Raw genomic sequence first — 15583 nt, forward strand, 5'->3', positions numbered from 1 at the left:
TTTCCTCTCGGAGCGTGAAGCTACATTCTGTAGCCTACGTTTTGTAGGTTACGTTTTGTAGCATAGGGTGGGAGGGGACGCAAGGGAGGACCATGGCCACCACGCCCACGCGCCTGTCCAAGCAGGCCAGGCGGGAGCAGCTGCTCGACACCGCCGTGGCGGTCGTGCGCGCCCAGGGCGCCGACGGACTGACCCTGGTCACCCTCGCGGAGGCCGCCGGGGTGAGCAGGCCGATCGTGTACGACCACTTCGGCACGCGCTCCGGCCTGCTCATCGCGCTCCACCGGCGACTCGACGAACGCCACCGGGCGGCGATCGAGCAGGCGCTGCGGGACGCCGCGCCCACCGCCGACGGCGTCGCCCGGGTCCTGAGCAGCGCGTACTTCGCCTGCGCCGCCGTCATGCCGGAACTCAACGCCGTGTCCGCCGCGCTGAAGGGCAGTCCGGAGATGGAGGCCGTCCAGCACGAGGTGACCGACACCTACGCGGACCTGATGGCCACCGCCCTGCGGCCGTACTCCGACCTCGCCCCGGAAGCCCTGCGGCTGCGCTGCGTCGGCGTGCTCGGGGCGGCCGAGGCGATCGCCGCCGAGCTGACCCGCGAGCGGGTGACCGCCGACGACGCGGTCACCGCGCTGACCGGCCTGATCGTGGGCGGCCTGCACACCGGGACCGACCGCTAGGGTCCCGCGCCGGGAAGCCGGCCACGGCCACGGCCACGCCTGTTCGCCGTCGGCCCGGACGCGCTTGTCCGCCGCTCCGGTGAGGCACTAGCGTGCCGGAGTGGATCTCTTCTCGCGCTCCTGGACGGCGTTGCGCACGGCGGTCGACGAACTCTCCGACCAGGACTGGGAACGGCCGTCCGGCTGTGCCGGCTGGCTCGTGCGCGACCTGGTCTGCCACCTGGTCATCGACGCCCAGGACGTGCTGATCACGCTGGTCACCCCCGCCGCGACCGAACCGACCGTGGACTCGGACACCTACTGGCGGCTCGTCGAGCCCCCGACCGGCGAGGACCCGCTCGACGCGCTGATCCCGCGGCTGGCCGCCGCGTACGGCGAGCCCAGGTGGCTCAGGTTCCATTTCGACGACGTCGGCTCCGCCGCCGGGCGCGCCGCCGAACTCGCCGACCCCGACCTCCGGGTCAGCACCCGCGACGAGGTGCTGACCGTCCGCGACTACCTGTCCGCGTACGTCGTCGAATGGACCCTGCACCACCTCGACCTGATCGCCCACCTGCCCGCGGCCGCCGAACCGCCCGCCGAGACCCTGGCGGCCGCCCGCGCGTCGCTGGAGAGGATCGCCGGGGCACCGATTCCGGCCTCGTTCTCCGACACGGAGGCGCTGCTGGTCGGCACCGGCCGCCGCGCTCCCACGGACGCCGAGACGGCAGCGCTCGGCGCGCTCGCGGCGAGGATCCCGTTCGTGCTCGGCTGAGCGAATGGGCTGGGCGGAGGGGGGCGATGGCCTGCCGCCGCACGTCCCTCAGCGCACGCCGCCCTCGGGCGCCGGATCCCCGGGCGCCCACCGGGGTTTCCGCCTGGCGACGAAGGCGGCCACGCCCTCCCGGCGGTCCTCGGAGAGGGCGGCGGTGCGCCAGGCGGCGTCCTCGACGTCCAGGCCGGCGTGCGGCGGCAGGCCATCGCCCCCGCGCAGGGCCCGCTTGGCGGCGCGCACGGCGATCGGCGAGTGGCCGGCGAACCGCCCGGCCAGCCGCAGCGCCTCCGCCCGCGCCGTCCCGGCCGCCACGACGCGCTCCACCAGGCCGATCCGGCGCGCCTCCGCGGCGTCCAGGCGCTCCGCCCCGTAGATCAACAGCGCCGCCCGGCCCGGGCCGACGCGCCGACCGAGGAGCTGGGTGCCACCGCCGCCGGGGACCAGGCCGACGGACACCTCCGGCAGGCCGAGCACGGCCGTCTCGTCCGCCACGATGACGTCACAGCCCAGCGCGATCTCCAGGCCGCCTCCCAGGGCGTAGCCGTGGACGGCGGCGACGGTCGGCACCGGGAGGCCGAGCACCCCACGGTAGGCCGCCCGGGCCAGCGGGCGCTGCCGCAGGAGTTCGGCGTCGCTCGTCTCCGCGCGCTCCTTCAGGTCGGCGCCGACGCTGAAGGCCCGGTCACCGGCCGCGGAGACCACCACCGCCCGAACCCAGGGATCGGCGGACACCGCGGCGGTCGCGTGGGCCAGTCGCTCGGCCAGGGCGGTGGAGACGGCGTTCAGCGCCTCGGGCCGGTTCAAGCGCAGCTCGGTGACATGGCCGTGCCGGATGACCTCCAGCTCGGAGCGGGCGCCGGTCCTCGCGCCGCCCGCCTGGTCGGTGGGCACGTCGGACATGGAGAGGCCTCCTCGCGGGAGCGGGCCCGACCGGGGCCGGGCGGGGCTGGGGCTGGGGCTGGGCTGGGGTGGGGTCGGGGCTGATCCGAGCAGGAGCGGGGCCGGGCAGGGAGCTGGCCTGGGGGTTGGGCCGGGCCGGGGGTTGGGCCGGGCCCGGACTGTGGACCGGCTGCGGGTTGGGCGGGGACGGGCGCCGGGCGCCGACCGGGCGTCGGGTTGTCCACAGGCTGGAGGAGGGGGCTGCGGCGCGCCGCAGCCGCGTGGGATCCTGAGAACAGGGGGTCCCCCCTCGAACAAGAGGGCAGTGGGCGGCGATGGCTGGCATGTCCCTGGCTGGCATGGTCCGGGTCGGCATGGTCCGGGTCGGCATGGTCTGGGCTGGCGCGATCCGTGTTGGCATGCCCGGGTCGGCTTCTCCGCGTCTCCCTGGCCGGCACGGTCCCTGACTCGCCCTCGGGTCCTTCCTCCCTCCTCCTCGGGTACTCCTCGGTCGCCCCTCTCCTTGAGCCGCCGGCGCGCCCGCCGGCTACGCCGCCGTCTCCAGGGCGAGCACGGAGGTCTGGCTGCCGAAGGCGAAGGAGAGGGACACGGCGGTGCGCACCTCCGTGTCGCGCGGGCCCTCGGCCACGTGGTCGTGGTCGCACTCCGGGTCCGGCGACGTGAGGTTGATGGTCGGTGCCAGCCGCTGGTGGTGCAGCATCAGGCTGGTGGCCGCAGCGTTGATGACGCCGGCCAGGCCGAAGGTGTGCCCGTAGATGGGCTTGTTGGAGCTGATCGGCGGCAGCCGCCCGGGGGTGCGGTCCGGGTACAGGGCGCGCAGCGCGCGGCTCTCGGCGAGGTCGTTGTAGCGGGTGGCGGTGCCGTGGGCGCAGAAGTAGTCGACGTCCTCCGGGCGCAGCCCGCTGTCGGCGAGCGTCCGCCGGATCAGCCCGGCCGTCAGGCGACCCGTGAGGTCCATGGTGGTGGGGTGTCCGGCTTCGTTGAGGTAGCGGTGGGCGAGCAGCCGGGCGTAGACGCGCGCCCCCCGCCGCCTGGCCGTGGACTCGCGCTCCAGGCAGAGCACCACCGCGCCCTCCCCGAGGGCGAACCCCTCGCGGTCGTCGTTGTAGGGCCGGACGGCGTGCGTGGGATCCCGCTTCTCGGAGGAGATGACGCCGCGTCCCATGGCGCGGTAGGAGTGCAGCACCTCGGGGACGATGGGGAACTCGTGCCCGCCCGCCAGCACCGCGTCCGCGCGGTCGGACAGCAGTTCTTCCAGCGCGATCCCGATGGCCTGGTGGCCGCCCACGCAGGCGTTGCTCACCGTGGTCACCAGCCCCCGGGCGCCGATGTGGATGGCGGAGAGCGTCGCCGGGAAGCCGGGGAGCCCGGCGAACATCGGCGCCCCCCGTTCGGCGAGGACGTCCGGGTCCTCCCCGCGCAGCACCGGCCGCCACCAGGCCAGCGGCCCGCGGGAGGAGGACATCACGACGCCGAGCCGGCTCGGATCGAGGTCGCCGTCGCGCAGGGCGGCGTCCTGGCGGGCCTGGACCACCGCGGCCATGGTGATCAGGATCTCCCGGCTGTACTTGGCGGCGTGGCGCGCGTCCAGGTCGGGCAGCAGGCGGTCGGCGTCGAAGGAGTCGATCTGGGCCGCAGCGTGCACGGCCAGGCCCTGCCCGGGGGCGTCGAAACGGGTCAGCGGGCCGATCTGGGAACGCCCTAGAGAAACGTTTCTCCAGAAGTCCCGCACTCCGGAGGTGCGGGGCAGCATCACGCCGATGCCGGTGACGACGACGGCGTCCGGGGCGGTTCCGCGCCCCCGGCGCGACCCGGAACCGGGACGGGGACCGGAGGCAGGAGGGTGCTCGCTCATCACACGGTGCTCCTTGTCACAACGGGGGTCACTGGGGAGCGGGGGAGACGATCGGTGGTCCGGGCGGTCAGCGTCCGGCCCGGGCGCCCGCGTCGGCGGTGCTGTCCCGGCGCGGGCGGTAGGCGGCCAGCGCCAGCGACAGGGCGGCCGCCCCGAGGAGCGCGGCGGGCACGGCGAGCCCCGGCGCGTCCGCCACCCGGAGCAGCACGCCGCCCACGGCGCCGGCCAGGCCGATGCCCAGGTAGAGCGCGGAGCTGTTCAGCGCCACGGTGAAGGGCCCCGCCGCCGCGCTCAGCTCCAGGAGCCGGTGCTGCTGGGGCACCAGGTACATCCATCCGGTCACGCCCCACAGGAACATCGCCGCCACGGCCAGCGGCAGCGACCGCGACCACCAGGGCGCCAGCGCCAGGTCGGCCGTCATCCCGGCGACCGCGACCACCAGCACCACCCGCGCCCCCCAGCGGTCGGTGGCCGGCCCGGCCACCGCGTTGCCCACCACGGCACCGATGCCGAAGACGAACAGCAGGGTGGCCAGCGTGCGGCCGTCGCCGCCGGTGGCGGGGGACAGCACGGAGCCGATGTAGGTGTACAGGACGTGCTCGGCCATCACCGCGAGCAGCGTGACCGTCAGCGTGGCCAGGACGGGACGGCTGCGCAGGCCGGCCAGCCGCTGCGCCACCGTGCTCCGGCCGGCCGGCACCAGCACGGGCAGCAGAACGCTGCCCGCCAGGGCGACCACCCCGAGCAGGGCGACGAGGAGCAGGGTGGCCCGCCACCCCAGCGCCTCGCCGACGAAGGTGCCCAGGGGCACGCCGAGCGCCGTGGCCACGGTCAGCCCGCCGATGACGATCCCGAGGGCGCGCCCCCGGCGCTCCTCGGCCACCAGGCTGGAGGCGGCCGCGGACGCCTGCGGCGTGTAGGAGGCGGCGCCCAGGGCCGCCAGCACCCGGCCGGCCATGGCGAGGGGGTAGGAGTCGGCGGCCGCGGTCAGCAGGTTGCCGGCGACGAACAGGGCCAGCGCCCACCGCAGCACGGTGCGCCGGGACAGCCCGCCGGTGAGGCCGGCGCTCACCGGGGCGGAGACCGCGTAGGTGAGGGAGAACACCGTGACCAGCTGGCCGGCCGTGGCCGTGGACACCTCCAGGTCGGTCGCGATCCGGGGCAGCACGCCGGCGATGACGAAGGCGTCGGTGCCGATGGCCACGGTGCCGACGGCCAGCAGCCACAGCACGGGGGGCAGGGCGGGGGAGCGGGAGGGCATCGGGTGGTCCTCGCGGCGGTGGTCGGGTGGTGGGCGTGGGCGTGCACGGGGGCCGGGGCGGGTGGCCGGGGGTGGCCGCGGGCGGCCGGATCACCCTTCCCGGGGCAGGCCGAGGGCGGTCCAGGAGGTGTCCAGGGCCTCCACGAAGGTCTCCACGTCCTTGGCGGTGTGCCGGGAGGTGGGGGTCACCCGCAGCCGTTCCGTGCCCGCCGGGACCGTCGGCGCGTTGACCGGCTGCACGTAGATGTCGTGCTCCTCCAGCAGCAGCGCGCTCAGCCTCTTGTTCCGGTGCGGGTCGCCGACCAGCACCGGAACGATGTGGCTGTCCCGTGAGACGACCGGGATGCGGCGGTCGGCCAGGGCGGCCTTCAGCTCGGCGCAGCGCTCGGCGAGCAGGCGGCGCTCGCGGTCGTCCTCGCGCACCCGCCGGACGCCGGCCAGGGCCCCGGCGACGAGGGCGGCGGGGGCCGAGGTGGAGAAGACGAACGGCACGGCGAAGGACCGCACCAGGTCCACCACCGCCCGGGGCGCGGCGATGTAGCCGCCGGCACCGCCGAGGCCCTTGCCGAAGCCGCCCTGGATGACGGTGATCCGCTCGCGCAGGCCGAGCTCCTCGGCGCGGCCCGACGCCTGCTCCCCGTAGATCCCGACCGCGTGGACCTCGTCGAGGTAGGTCAGGGCCCCGGCCTCCTCGGCGATCTCCACGATCTCGGCCAGCGGGGCGAAGTCCCCCTCCATGGAGTACAGGGATTCGAACACGACGAGCTTGGGGGCGTCGGGGTCGGTCTCGGCGAGCAGTTGGCGCAGGTGGGCGGTGTCGTTGTGCCGGAAGATCCGCTTGGCCGCGCGGCTGTGGCGGACGCCCTGGATGATCGAGGCGTGGTTCAGCTCGTCGGAGAAGACCACCAGGCCGGGGATCCGCTGCCCGAGGGCGGAGAGCGTCGCGTCGTTGGCGGTGAAGCCGGTGCTGAACAGCAGGGCGGCCTCCTTGCCGTACCAGTCGGCCAGTTCGGCCTCCAGCCACCGGTGGTGGACGCTGGTGCCGGAGATGCTGCGGGCTCCGCCCGTGCCCAGGCCGACGGCCCGGACCGTGTCGGCCACCGCCTCGATGACGGCGGGGTGGTGGCTGAGCGCCAGGTAGTCGTTGGAGCACCACACGCTGATCTCCCGGACGCCTTCGGGGGCGTGCAGCCGGGCCCGTGGGGCCAGTTCGGCGTCCCGTTCGAGGTCCAGGTAGGTGCGGTAGCGCCCCTGGGCCCTGACCTCCTCGATCTCCTCGGCCAGCAGGGCGAGCACGTCCATGGCGTCAGGCTCCTTTCGCGGGCGCCGGGTCGGGCGCCGGAATGGGTGGGGGAGCGGCGTGGAGCGGGTGAGTCGTGTGGAGCGGGTGCGGGTGCGGGTGCGGGACGCGGCCCGCGCGCAGCGGCAGGTCGGCGAGGGAGCGGCGCCGCAGCAGCGGGGAGGGGCGGTAGCGGCCGTCGCGGTAGTGGTCGCCCAGGTTTTCCAGGAGCCGCAGCACGCGCCGCGGGCCCACCCGGTCGCCCCACTCCAGCGGCCCCGCGGGGTGGTTGGCGCCGAGCCGCATCGCCGAGTCCACGTCGTCGGGGGCGGCGATTCGGTGCAGCACCGCGTCGGCCGCCTCGTTCACCAGCATCGCCACGGTGCGGAAGACCAGCAGGCCGGGGAGGTCGTCCAGTTCCGTGACGGCCTTGCCCAGTCGCTGGAGCAGGCGCACGGCTTCCGCGCGGGCCGCCGCGGGACAGCGGTCGTCGAACGCGAGGGCGAGCCGGGAGGCGGCGCGGTAGTCGTGCGAGAGGTCGAGCAGTCCCACCGGCCGGTCCGTCTCGCGGGCGTGTTCCCCGGCCGTGCGGCCGTCCGTCAGCCGCAGCAGCGTGCCGTCCGGCAGTTCCAGGGTCGGGGGCTGCCCGGGCGGGCGGGCCCCGTCGACCGCCACCTCGACGCCGGCCTCCCGCAGCAGGCGTACCAGGGGTTCGGCCGGTCCCAGGTCGCCCCGGGCCCGCACGGCCGCTCCGGCGGGGCCGTCGGACGGCGGCAGCACGGGCGGCCAGGTCGCCGGCGCGGGAGACTCGGCGGGCCCCGCCGGCCCGGCGGGGTAGTCGAAGAAGCCGCGTCCGACCTTGCGCCCGAGGTGGCCCGCTTCGACGAGTTCCCGCTGGACCTGCGAGGGCGTGTAGCGGGGATCGTGGTGGAACGCGCGCCACAGGCCGCGGGTGACGGCCTCGTTGACGTCGTTCCCGATCAGGTCCATCAGCGCGAACGGCCCCATGCGGAAGCCCCCGGCCTCGGTGAGCACGGCGTCGATGGTGGCCGGGTCGGCCGCTCCCTCCTCCAGGGCGCGCAGCGCCTCGCCGTAGTAGGGCCGGGCGATCCGGTTGACGACGAAGCCCGGCCGCGCGGCCGAGCGCACCGGCGCCTTGCCCCAGCGGCGGGCGGTCTGCGACAGCGCCGCACAGGTGGCCTCCGCGGTGCCGCGGGCGGCCACCACCTCGACCAGGCGCATGGCCGGCGCCGGGTTGAAGAAGTGCAGGCCCGCGAAGCGCTCGGGGCGGCGCAGCGCTGCCGCCAGGCCGGTGACGGAGAGCGAGGAGGTGTTGGTGGCGATCAGGCTGTCGCCCGGGACCACCGCCTCGACGCGGCGGAGCAGGTCGGCCTTGGCGGCGAAGTCCTCGGCGACGCTCTCCACGACCAGGCGGGCGTCGCGCAGCTCGGACAGGTCGGTGGTCAGCCGCAGCCGCGCCAGGCGTTCGGCGGCTCCGCCCGGCTCCGCCCGGCCGGAGGCCTCGCGCCGCCGCAGGCGCTCGGCCAGGCCCTCCCGGGCGGCCTGAAGGGCCGTCGCCCGGCGGCCGTACAGGACGACGCGTTCGCCCGCGTCCAGCGCCACCTGCGCGATGCCCGTCCCCATCACCCCGCTGCCGACCACGCCGACGGGTCGGCCGCGCTCGTCGTTCCCCACTCCGCCCCCTCCACCGCCCCGCCGCCCGGAGCCCGCGGCGTTTCCGCCCGGGCTCCGACGGTTTTCCGGGGCCGTTCGACAGTCGAACGGAAAGCGCCCGTGAAACCGAACTCGCTCCCGGTCGTGCGGTGAAATCGACCGGTGTTCGGCCGGGTGATTGCATCATCCCGCGCACGGGAATCGGCAGCGCGGAATCGGCCACCCTCGGCGGGCGCCGGCTCGGGCCCGCGCTCGGCGCCCGGGCCGCCGCCCGCCCCGGCCGCCGCCGGGGTGCGGGGCGACGTCCCCGGTCCGTCCCGTGAGCGGTTCCGGCCCCTGACGTACGCCCCGGCACGTGGGCCGTTGGCCGCGAATCGGGGTGGGGGGCCGGGCCACGGGCGGCCGTGGGCCGGTCCGCTGCGCGGCACACCGCCGCGCGGTCCGTGGCCGGTGGCCCGGGCCTGCCGGGCCGCCCCCGGGTGCCGGTCCACCCGGACGGCACTGACCGAAAAGCATCACGGGGGAGCCCGGCGGTGCTTTTTCCGGCGGGGCGGACAATTAAATCTGCGTGACGATTGTGAATGCCCGATTGCCGTGCATTGCGGAATTCTTTCGGGTGCCGGCCGGTCGGCCGCCGCGTACCGCCCACGCCGCGCCGCCTCCCTTCCGGTGACGGTGCCCGGTGCCGCCACGGCCGCGCGCCGGCGCCGTGCCGGACGGCCGTGCGAGAATGCCGGGCCGGCACGGAGGGGGAGGCGGTCATGGACCGGACACGTGAGTTCGTCGGGCGGGAGCAGTTGGCGGGCGTCGCACGCGCCGCGCTGGGCGCCACGCGCCGCCTGGTCGCCGTGGAACGGCTGCGCGGCGGCAGCAAGAAGGGCGTGTACCGCCTCCACCTCGACGACGACTCCACCGCGATCTGCTACAGCTGGGACGCGGCGGAGAACTACTGGCCGTCGGCACCGACCGACCCGGCGGGCGGCGACCACGCCGATCCGTTCTCCCCGGCCACCGGGCTCGACCTGCTCCAGGCCGCCCACGAGCGGCTGACCGCCGCTGGCGTGCGCACGCCCCGCGTCCACCTGGCCGACCGCAGCCGTGCCCACTTCCCGGCCGATGTCGCCGTGGTCGAGGACGTGCGCGGGGGCACCCTGGAGGCGCTGCTCCAGCACGACCCCCGGGCCGCGCGGGCGACCATGGCCCGGCTGCGCGAGGCGCTGGAGGCCATGCGGGAGCAGCGGGGACCCCGGTTCGGCAAGGTCGCCCTGGTGGACGCGGGCGGCAGCTCCCGGGGCCTCAGCTGCGAACAGACCCTGCTCGACCGGGCGCTCGCCGACCTGGCCGAGGCCTCCGCACGCGACCGGCGCCTGGCGGAGCCGCGCGACCGGATGGCCGACGTCCTGCGCGAGCTGGCCGCGGCCGTGCGCCCGCGCGAGGACTTCGCGCTGGTCCACGGGGAACTCGGGCCGGACCACGTGCTGGTGGACCCGCAGGGGGCGCCGGTCCTCATCGACATCGAGGGGCTGATGTACTTCGACGTCGAATGGGAGCACGTGTTCCTGGAGCTCCGCTTCCGGGAGCACTACGGGCCGCTGCGCGCGGAAGGGCTGGACGAGCGGCGCCTGGCGTTCTACACCCTCGCCATGAACCTGTCGCTGGTCGCCGGGCCGTTGCGGCTGCTCGACGGTGACTTCCCGGACCGTGCCTTCATGCGGGCGGTGGCGGAGCACAACCTCCGGTTGGCGCTCGCCTTCCTGAACCAGCGTCTGTGACTCACCCGGCCTCGGGGAACGCGCCGAGCGCCCTGGCGATCGCCACGTGGTCGTGGTAGTCGCGGGAGGAGACGATCAGTCCGTCGCGGACCCGGAGGGTCTGGACGTTGGCGGCGCGGAACGTCGTGCTGCCGGTGGTGACCCGGCCCTCGTAGTCGAACTCGGCCACGACCACCTCAGGGTCGTCGGTCTCCCGAACCACCACGTTGACCGGCCGCAGCTCCAGCGGCTGGCCGGTGGCGGCCAGGAAGTGCGCCCGGATCTGCTCCCGGCCCTCCAGGCGGAGCGGGGAGGGGAGGGCGAACGGCACCTCGACGACGGCGTCGGCGGCGTACAGATCGGCGAGCTCCTCCCAGTGCCCCGACGCGATGCCCTGGAGCAGGCGGTGGAACACCTCGCGCGGGCTGGTCGGCTCGGTTGCCACGGACATGCGGACCTCCGGTGACGGCATGAAAGACGCGACTAGAATCGGAGTTGTGACTCCGATAAGAAGATACGGACTGACGACTCCGCTTGTCCATCGTTTTCGGGAAGGAGACGGACAGTGACGCCGCGTCAGCGCGGTGCGGGCGCCTCCGACCGCGCCGCCGCGCCCGTGCCGGCCACCCCGGCCGAACGGCCGCTGCGCGCCGACGCCCGCCGCAACCGGGCCCGGCTGCTGGAGGTGGCCGAGGGGGTCTTCGCCACCCAGGGCACCTCCGCCTCGACCGAGGAGATCGCCCGTCAGGCGGGGGTGGGGATCGGCACGGTCTTCCGGCACTTCCCCACCAAGGAGGCGCTGCTCGAAGCCGTCTTCGTCGGCCGGCTGCGCCGCCTGGCCGAGGAGGCCCGCGCGCTGGCCGAGACCACGGACCCGCGGGGCGCGTTCTTCGTGTTCTTCACCCGGGTGGTGGACCAGGCGGCGACCAAGAACGCCTTCGCCGACGCCCTCACCGAGGCCGGGGTCGACCCCCGGGACGCCGCCTCGGAGGTCGGGCGGGAGCTGCGCGACGCCCTGGGCACCCTCCTGGCCGGGGCGCAGCGGGCCGGATCCGTCCGCGCGGACGTCGGCGTGCCGGAACTGATCGGGCTGCTGATCGGCACCTCCCGCGCCACCGAGCAGGCCGGCGACGGCGAGGTGCGGGCCGGGATCCTCAGGGTCGTCCTCGACGGCCTGCGCCCCGACCCGGCTGCCCGTCCGCCGTCCGCCGGCCCGCCGGCCGCCCGTGCCGGGGAGTCCGGCGCTACGGAGTCCGGCGCAGCAGCAGGGTGACGAACCCCAGGGTGCCGCGGTAGCCGTGCAGCCAGGCGGCACGGTGCTCGCTCGCCGCCCGCAGCGCCGCCTCGCCGCCCGGATCCTCCGGGTGGTCCAGGGCCCAGCGGGTCAGGGTCCCGGTCCAGGACCACTCGTACTCGTCCCACTCCGCGCCGGTGCTCACGTGCCCGTACACGGGAGCCCAGCCGGCCGCGGTGATCCGGTCGACGGTCGTCGCCAGGTCGTCGTACTCGTCCGCGGCGAACCCCGCCTCCAGGGTGCCGCGGTCGGGGGCCCGTTCCCAGAACCCGTCGCCGACCAGGACGCCGCCACCCGGGGCGAGGTGCCGGCGGGCCGCTTCGAGCGCCGGGAACAGGCCGCCGAAGGCGTGCGTCGCGCCGACACAGAGCACCAGGTCGTACGGGACCGCCGCGGTGAACTCCGTGGCGTCCCGGACGTGCAGCGCGAGCCGGTCGGCGAGGCCCTCCGCGGCCGCCGCCTCCCGGCCCGCCGCTATGGCCGCCGCGTCGGTGTCGACGCCGTCGGCCCGCAGACCGGGTCGGTCGGCCAGCGCCCGCCGGAGCCAGGTGCCGGTGCCGCACCCGAGGTCGAGGAGGCGGCCGGTGCCGCTCGGGACGGCTCGGTCGAGCAGCCGGGCCACGGACTCCTCGCTGAGCGGTGCGGCGATCGGATGGTCGCCGTGGGCGATGGCGCTGATGCGTTGACGGTCCATTGCGGCATCGTGCCGCCCACCGGTCCACCCCGTCTCCCCAAATACCGCCGCCGCCCGCCGCGGCCGCTTCCCCACGGGCCCCGCCCGCCCCACGCGACAATGGGCGGGTGACCCACCGCTACCGCGTCCTCGGCACCACACAGGCACTGCGCCCGGACGGCACCGAGGTGCCGCTCAGCGGGGCGCGGCTGCGGGCGCTGCTGACCGCGCTCGCGGCCGGCGGCGGCCGGGCCGTGCCGGTGCGCGACCTGGTCGCCCAGGTGTGGGGCGAGCGGGACACGCCGCCCGCCGACGAGGTGGGCGCCCTGCAGGCACTGGTGGGACGGCTGCGGCGGGCGCTGGGCGGCGGGGCGGTGGCCTCGGTGCCCGGGGGCTACCGGCTGGCGGTGGAACCGGACGCCATCGACCTGTTCCGCTTCGAACGGCTCTGCGCCCGGGGAGCCGACGCGCTGCGCGCCGGCGACCCGGCGACGGCGGCCGAGCTGCTGCACGACGCGCTGGCGCTGTGGTCCGGACCGGCCCTGGCGGACCTGCCCGGCAGGGACACCGACCCGCTGGCGGCACGGGCCGAACGGCGGCGCGCCCGGGCCCGCGCGGACCGGCTGGCCGCCGAGGTGGCGCTGGGCCGGTCGGACGGCGCCCTCCTCGAACTCGCGGCGCTCGCCGCCGAGGAACCACTGGACGAGCCGCTGCAGGCGCTGTGGATTCGCGCCCTGTGGGCCTCCGGCCGACGGGCCGAGGCCCTGCGCCGCTACGAGGAGGTGCGCCTCCGGCTGGCCGACCGCCTCGGCACGGACCCCGGCCGGGAGCTGCGCGCCCTGCACGCCGAACTGCTCTCCGCCGACACCGCCCCCGCACCGGCCGCCGCCCGGCCCCCCGTCACGCCCGCCACCGGCCCGACCGCCCTCCCCGGCAACCTGCGCGCCCGGCTCACCTCCTTCGTCGGCCGGGAGACCGACCTCACCGCCCTGACCGACCGGCTGCGCACCGGACGCCTGGTGACCCTGCTCGGGCCCGGCGGCGTCGGCAAGACCCGCCTGGCGCTGGAGGCCGCCCAGGCCGCCGCGGCCCACGGCGGCTGGCCGGACGGGGTGTGGATCGCCGAACTCGCCCCGGTGGGGGAGGAGCACGCCGTGCCGGAGGCCGTGCTCACCGCGCTCGGCGCGCGCACCACGGTGGTCCGGCCGCCGTCCGCCGCCGGCGAGCTGCGCGCCGCCGAGGCCGCCCGGCGCGACCCCCTCACCGAGCTCGTCGAGCACTGCGGACAACGCCGGATGCTGCTCGTCCTGGACAACTGCGAACACGTCGTCGGCACGGCCGCCGAACTCGCGGAGACCGTCCTGGCCGGCTGCCCCGGCGTGACCGTGCTGGCCACCAGCCGCGAGCCGCTGGCGGTGCCCGGCGAGTCCGTGTGGCCCGTCGAACCCCTGCCGACGCCGGCCGCGCTCCGGCTGCTCGCCGAGCGCGGCGCCGCCGCCCGCCCCGGCTTCCACACCGAGCAGGACCCGCCGGCCTGCGCCGAGATCTGCCGCAGACTCGACGGACTGCCACTCGCCATCGAACTGGCCGCCGCCCGCCTGCGGGCGCTCACCCCCCGGCAGATCGCCGACCGGCTCGACGACCGCTTCCGCCTGCTGGCCGGCGGCAGCCGGGCCAACCGCACCGCACTGCCCCGCCAGCGGACCCTCTGGGCGGTCGTGGACTGGTCCTGGGACCTCCTCGACGAACGCGAACGCGCCACGCTGCGCCGGCTCGCGGTGTTCTCCGGCGGCTGCGAACTCGCCGAGGCCGAGGCGGTCTGCGGCCCCGACGCCCTGGAAGCCCTGACCGGCCTGGTGGACAAGTCGCTGGTCGTCGCCGACCCCGGCGGGCCGCGCGGGATGCGCTACCGGCTGCTGGAGACCGTCGCCGAGTACGCCGCGCGACGGCTGGACGAGGCCGGGGAACGCCAGGCCGCCGCCCGACGGCACCTGGAGGTCTACCGCGAACTCGCCCGCACCGGCGACCCGGAACTGCGCGGCCCCCGGCAGGCCGAGTGGCTCGACCGCTTCACCACCGAGCACGACAACCTGCGGGCCGCCCTGCGCACCGCCGTGGCGCTGCGGGAGGAACAGGAGGCGCTCTGCCTGGTGCTGTCGCTGAGCTGGTTCTGGCAGCTGCGCGAACACCAGGCGGACGTCCGCGGCTGGGTCACCACCGTCGCCCGACTCGGCCCGGACCCCTTCCTCCCCGAACCCAGGCCGGCCGTGCCGCTGCGCGACCCCTGCACCACCACCCCGCCGCCCTGGCCCGAGGAACACCTGTGGGAGGCACGGCGCGGCCTGCGGCTGCTGGCGCTCGCCAGCAACGAGGGCGACGGCACCGCCCTCGGCACCCCGCGGACCCGCGCCCACCTCGAGGCCATCGTCGCGGCCTACCGGCCCGGCATGCCGCAGACCTGCCGCCCGCCCGGCTTCATGTGGTTCATCGCCCAGCTGATGACCGGCCGCTTCGACCAGCTCGGCGAGGCACTGGACGCCATGGTGCGCGGCTGCCGGGAACTCGGCCACGACTGGGAACTCGGCTTCGCGCTGCTGATGCGCGCCAAGATGCTCGGCGACCGCCCCGACGGCCTGGAACAGGCCACCACCGACGCCGACCAGGCACTGGCCCGGTTCGAACGCGCCGGCGACCAGTGGGGGATCGCCGAAGCGCTCTCCGCGCGCGGCGAGGCGCTCCACCGGCGCGGACACCACGCGCGGGCCGCGGCCGACTACGAACGCGCCATCGACAGCGCCCGGCGCATCGGCGCGGACAGCCAGGTGCCGGTGTTCCGCGCCCGACTGGCGTCGGTGCGCCTGGAGACCGCGCCCGACGCCGCCGCGCGCGAGCACGCCGAGCGGCTGCTGCTGGAGGCCGTGGACGAGGCCGACCGCTTCCCCGGCGAGGCCGTCAGCATGGAACGACTGCTGCTCGCCCAGCGCTACGGGACCACCGGCCGCACCGACCGGGCACGGGAACAACTACGCCGCATGGAACAGACCTTCACCACGGCCACCCCCACCCTCTTCACCGGCATGGTCGCCGGCCTGCACGGCTGGCTGGACTGCCTCGACGGGGAGTACCCACGCGCCCTGCGGCACCTGCGGCAGGCCGTGCGCCGCCTCGACCCCCTCGGCTACCTGGTCGCCCCGCAGGTCGTCGCCGTCCAGTTCCTCAGCGCCGCCTGGGCCAAGGCCCACCTCGGCGCCGCCCCGGACGGCGCCCGACTGCTCGGCGCCTACGACCGGGGCGGCGCGGCGACCGGCCTCGCCTTCCGCGCACTGCCCGACGAGGCCGGGACCCGAGCGCGCGCCGAGGCCGAGCTGCGCGCCGTGCTGCGGCCCGACACCTATCAGCACGCCTACGCCGAGGGCGGCGGCCTCGCCGTCCGACAGGCCGCCGCCCTGGTCTGAGCCC

At 76.0% G+C, this 15583-nt stretch carries 12 protein-coding genes; 5 read left to right on the forward strand and 7 right to left on the reverse strand.

From position 1 onward, the window contains the following. The first annotated feature begins 92 nt into the window (after positions 1-92). Positions 93-683 (forward strand): TetR/AcrR family transcriptional regulator, encoded by a 591-nt coding sequence (locus FHU37_RS07430; RefSeq protein ID WP_179813411.1) that lies wholly within the window; start codon positions 93-95, stop codon positions 681-683. Positions 684-783: 100 nt separating this feature from the next. Further along, positions 784-1437 carry a maleylpyruvate isomerase N-terminal domain-containing protein gene (locus FHU37_RS07435; protein WP_179813412.1) on the forward strand — a complete coding sequence of 218 codons (654 nt, stop codon included), beginning with the start codon at positions 784-786 and terminating at the stop codon, positions 1435-1437. Positions 1438-1485: 48 nt separating this feature from the next. Here FHU37_RS07435 and FHU37_RS07440 read toward each other — a convergent pair whose 3' ends face one another. From FHU37_RS07440 to FHU37_RS07460, 5 genes are all read right to left on the reverse strand, one after another. After that, on the reverse strand, positions 1486-2337 hold the full coding sequence (locus FHU37_RS07440; RefSeq protein ID WP_179813413.1) for an enoyl-CoA hydratase/isomerase family protein: 852 nt from the start codon (positions 2335-2337) through the stop codon (positions 1486-1488). Between the two features lie 526 nt (positions 2338-2863). Further along, positions 2864-4192, reverse strand: coding sequence for a beta-ketoacyl-[acyl-carrier-protein] synthase family protein (locus tag FHU37_RS07445; protein WP_179813414.1), 1329 nt, complete (start codon positions 4190-4192; stop codon positions 2864-2866). A 67-nt stretch (positions 4193-4259) separates the two neighbouring features. Next, the gene (locus FHU37_RS07450; protein ID WP_179813415.1) at positions 4260-5453 is read right to left on the reverse strand and encodes an MFS transporter; all 1194 of its coding nucleotides are present in this window, start codon (positions 5451-5453) and stop codon (positions 4260-4262) included. 90 nt (positions 5454-5543) lie between these two features. Continuing rightward, on the reverse strand, positions 5544-6755 hold the full coding sequence (gene hemA, locus FHU37_RS07455) for a 5-aminolevulinate synthase (RefSeq protein ID WP_179813416.1): 1212 nt from the start codon (positions 6753-6755) through the stop codon (positions 5544-5546). A gap of 4 nt (positions 6756-6759) precedes the next feature. Beyond that, positions 6760-8427, reverse strand: a complete 1668-nt coding sequence (locus FHU37_RS07460) for a 3-hydroxyacyl-CoA dehydrogenase (RefSeq protein ID WP_312892484.1) — start codon at positions 8425-8427, stop codon at positions 6760-6762. A 740-nt stretch (positions 8428-9167) separates the two neighbouring features. Here FHU37_RS07460 and FHU37_RS07465 point away from each other — a divergent pair. Next, positions 9168-10178 carry a phosphotransferase family protein gene (locus FHU37_RS07465; RefSeq protein ID WP_179813417.1) on the forward strand — a complete coding sequence of 337 codons (1011 nt, stop codon included), beginning with the start codon at positions 9168-9170 and terminating at the stop codon, positions 10176-10178. 1 nt (position 10179) lies between these two features. Here FHU37_RS07465 and FHU37_RS07470 read toward each other — a convergent pair whose 3' ends face one another. Beyond that, positions 10180-10608, reverse strand: coding sequence for a nuclear transport factor 2 family protein (locus FHU37_RS07470; protein WP_179813418.1), 429 nt, complete (start codon positions 10606-10608; stop codon positions 10180-10182). 114 nt (positions 10609-10722) lie between these two features. On the opposite strand from FHU37_RS07470, the gene FHU37_RS07475 reads away from it, so the two are divergent. Continuing rightward, the gene (locus tag FHU37_RS07475; protein WP_312892485.1) at positions 10723-11430 is read left to right on the forward strand and encodes a TetR/AcrR family transcriptional regulator; all 708 of its coding nucleotides are present in this window, start codon (positions 10723-10725) and stop codon (positions 11428-11430) included. On the opposite strand, the gene FHU37_RS07480 is transcribed toward FHU37_RS07475, so the two are convergent. Continuing rightward, entirely contained in the window at positions 11402-12145 is a 744-nt protein-coding gene (locus FHU37_RS07480; protein WP_179813419.1) for an SAM-dependent methyltransferase, read from the reverse strand. The two genes, FHU37_RS07475 and FHU37_RS07480, sit on opposite strands and share 29 nt — an antisense overlap. A 107-nt stretch (positions 12146-12252) precedes the next feature. Between FHU37_RS07480 and FHU37_RS07485 the strand changes: the two genes are divergently transcribed. Continuing rightward, the gene (locus tag FHU37_RS07485; protein ID WP_179813420.1) at positions 12253-15579 is read left to right on the forward strand and encodes an ATP-binding protein; all 3327 of its coding nucleotides are present in this window, start codon (positions 12253-12255) and stop codon (positions 15577-15579) included. The last annotated feature ends 4 nt before the right edge of the window (positions 15580-15583 follow it).

This window comes from Allostreptomyces psammosilenae (genome assembly GCF_013407765.1).
GTDB classification, from domain to species: domain Bacteria; phylum Actinomycetota; class Actinomycetes; order Streptomycetales; family Streptomycetaceae; genus Allostreptomyces; species Allostreptomyces psammosilenae.

Coding starts and splice junctions, on each gene's coding strand:
- FHU37_RS07430 (WP_179813411.1), top strand. CDS start 93: ATGGCCACCACGCCCACGCGCCTGTCCAAGCAGGCCAGGCGGGAGCAG.
- FHU37_RS07440 (WP_179813413.1), bottom strand. CDS start 2,337: ATGTCCGACGTGCCCACCGACCAGGCGGGCGGCGCGAGGACCGGCGCC.
- FHU37_RS07445 (WP_179813414.1), bottom strand. CDS start 4,192: ATGAGCGAGCACCCTCCTGCCTCCGGTCCCCGTCCCGGTTCCGGGTCG.
- FHU37_RS07450 (WP_179813415.1), bottom strand. CDS start 5,453: ATGCCCTCCCGCTCCCCCGCCCTGCCCCCCGTGCTGTGGCTGCTGGCC.
- hemA (WP_179813416.1), bottom strand. CDS start 6,755: ATGGACGTGCTCGCCCTGCTGGCCGAGGAGATCGAGGAGGTCAGGGCC.
- FHU37_RS07465 (WP_179813417.1), top strand. CDS start 9,168: ATGGACCGGACACGTGAGTTCGTCGGGCGGGAGCAGTTGGCGGGCGTC.
- FHU37_RS07470 (WP_179813418.1), bottom strand. CDS start 10,608: ATGTCCGTGGCAACCGAGCCGACCAGCCCGCGCGAGGTGTTCCACCGC.
- FHU37_RS07480 (WP_179813419.1), bottom strand. CDS start 12,145: ATGGACCGTCAACGCATCAGCGCCATCGCCCACGGCGACCATCCGATC.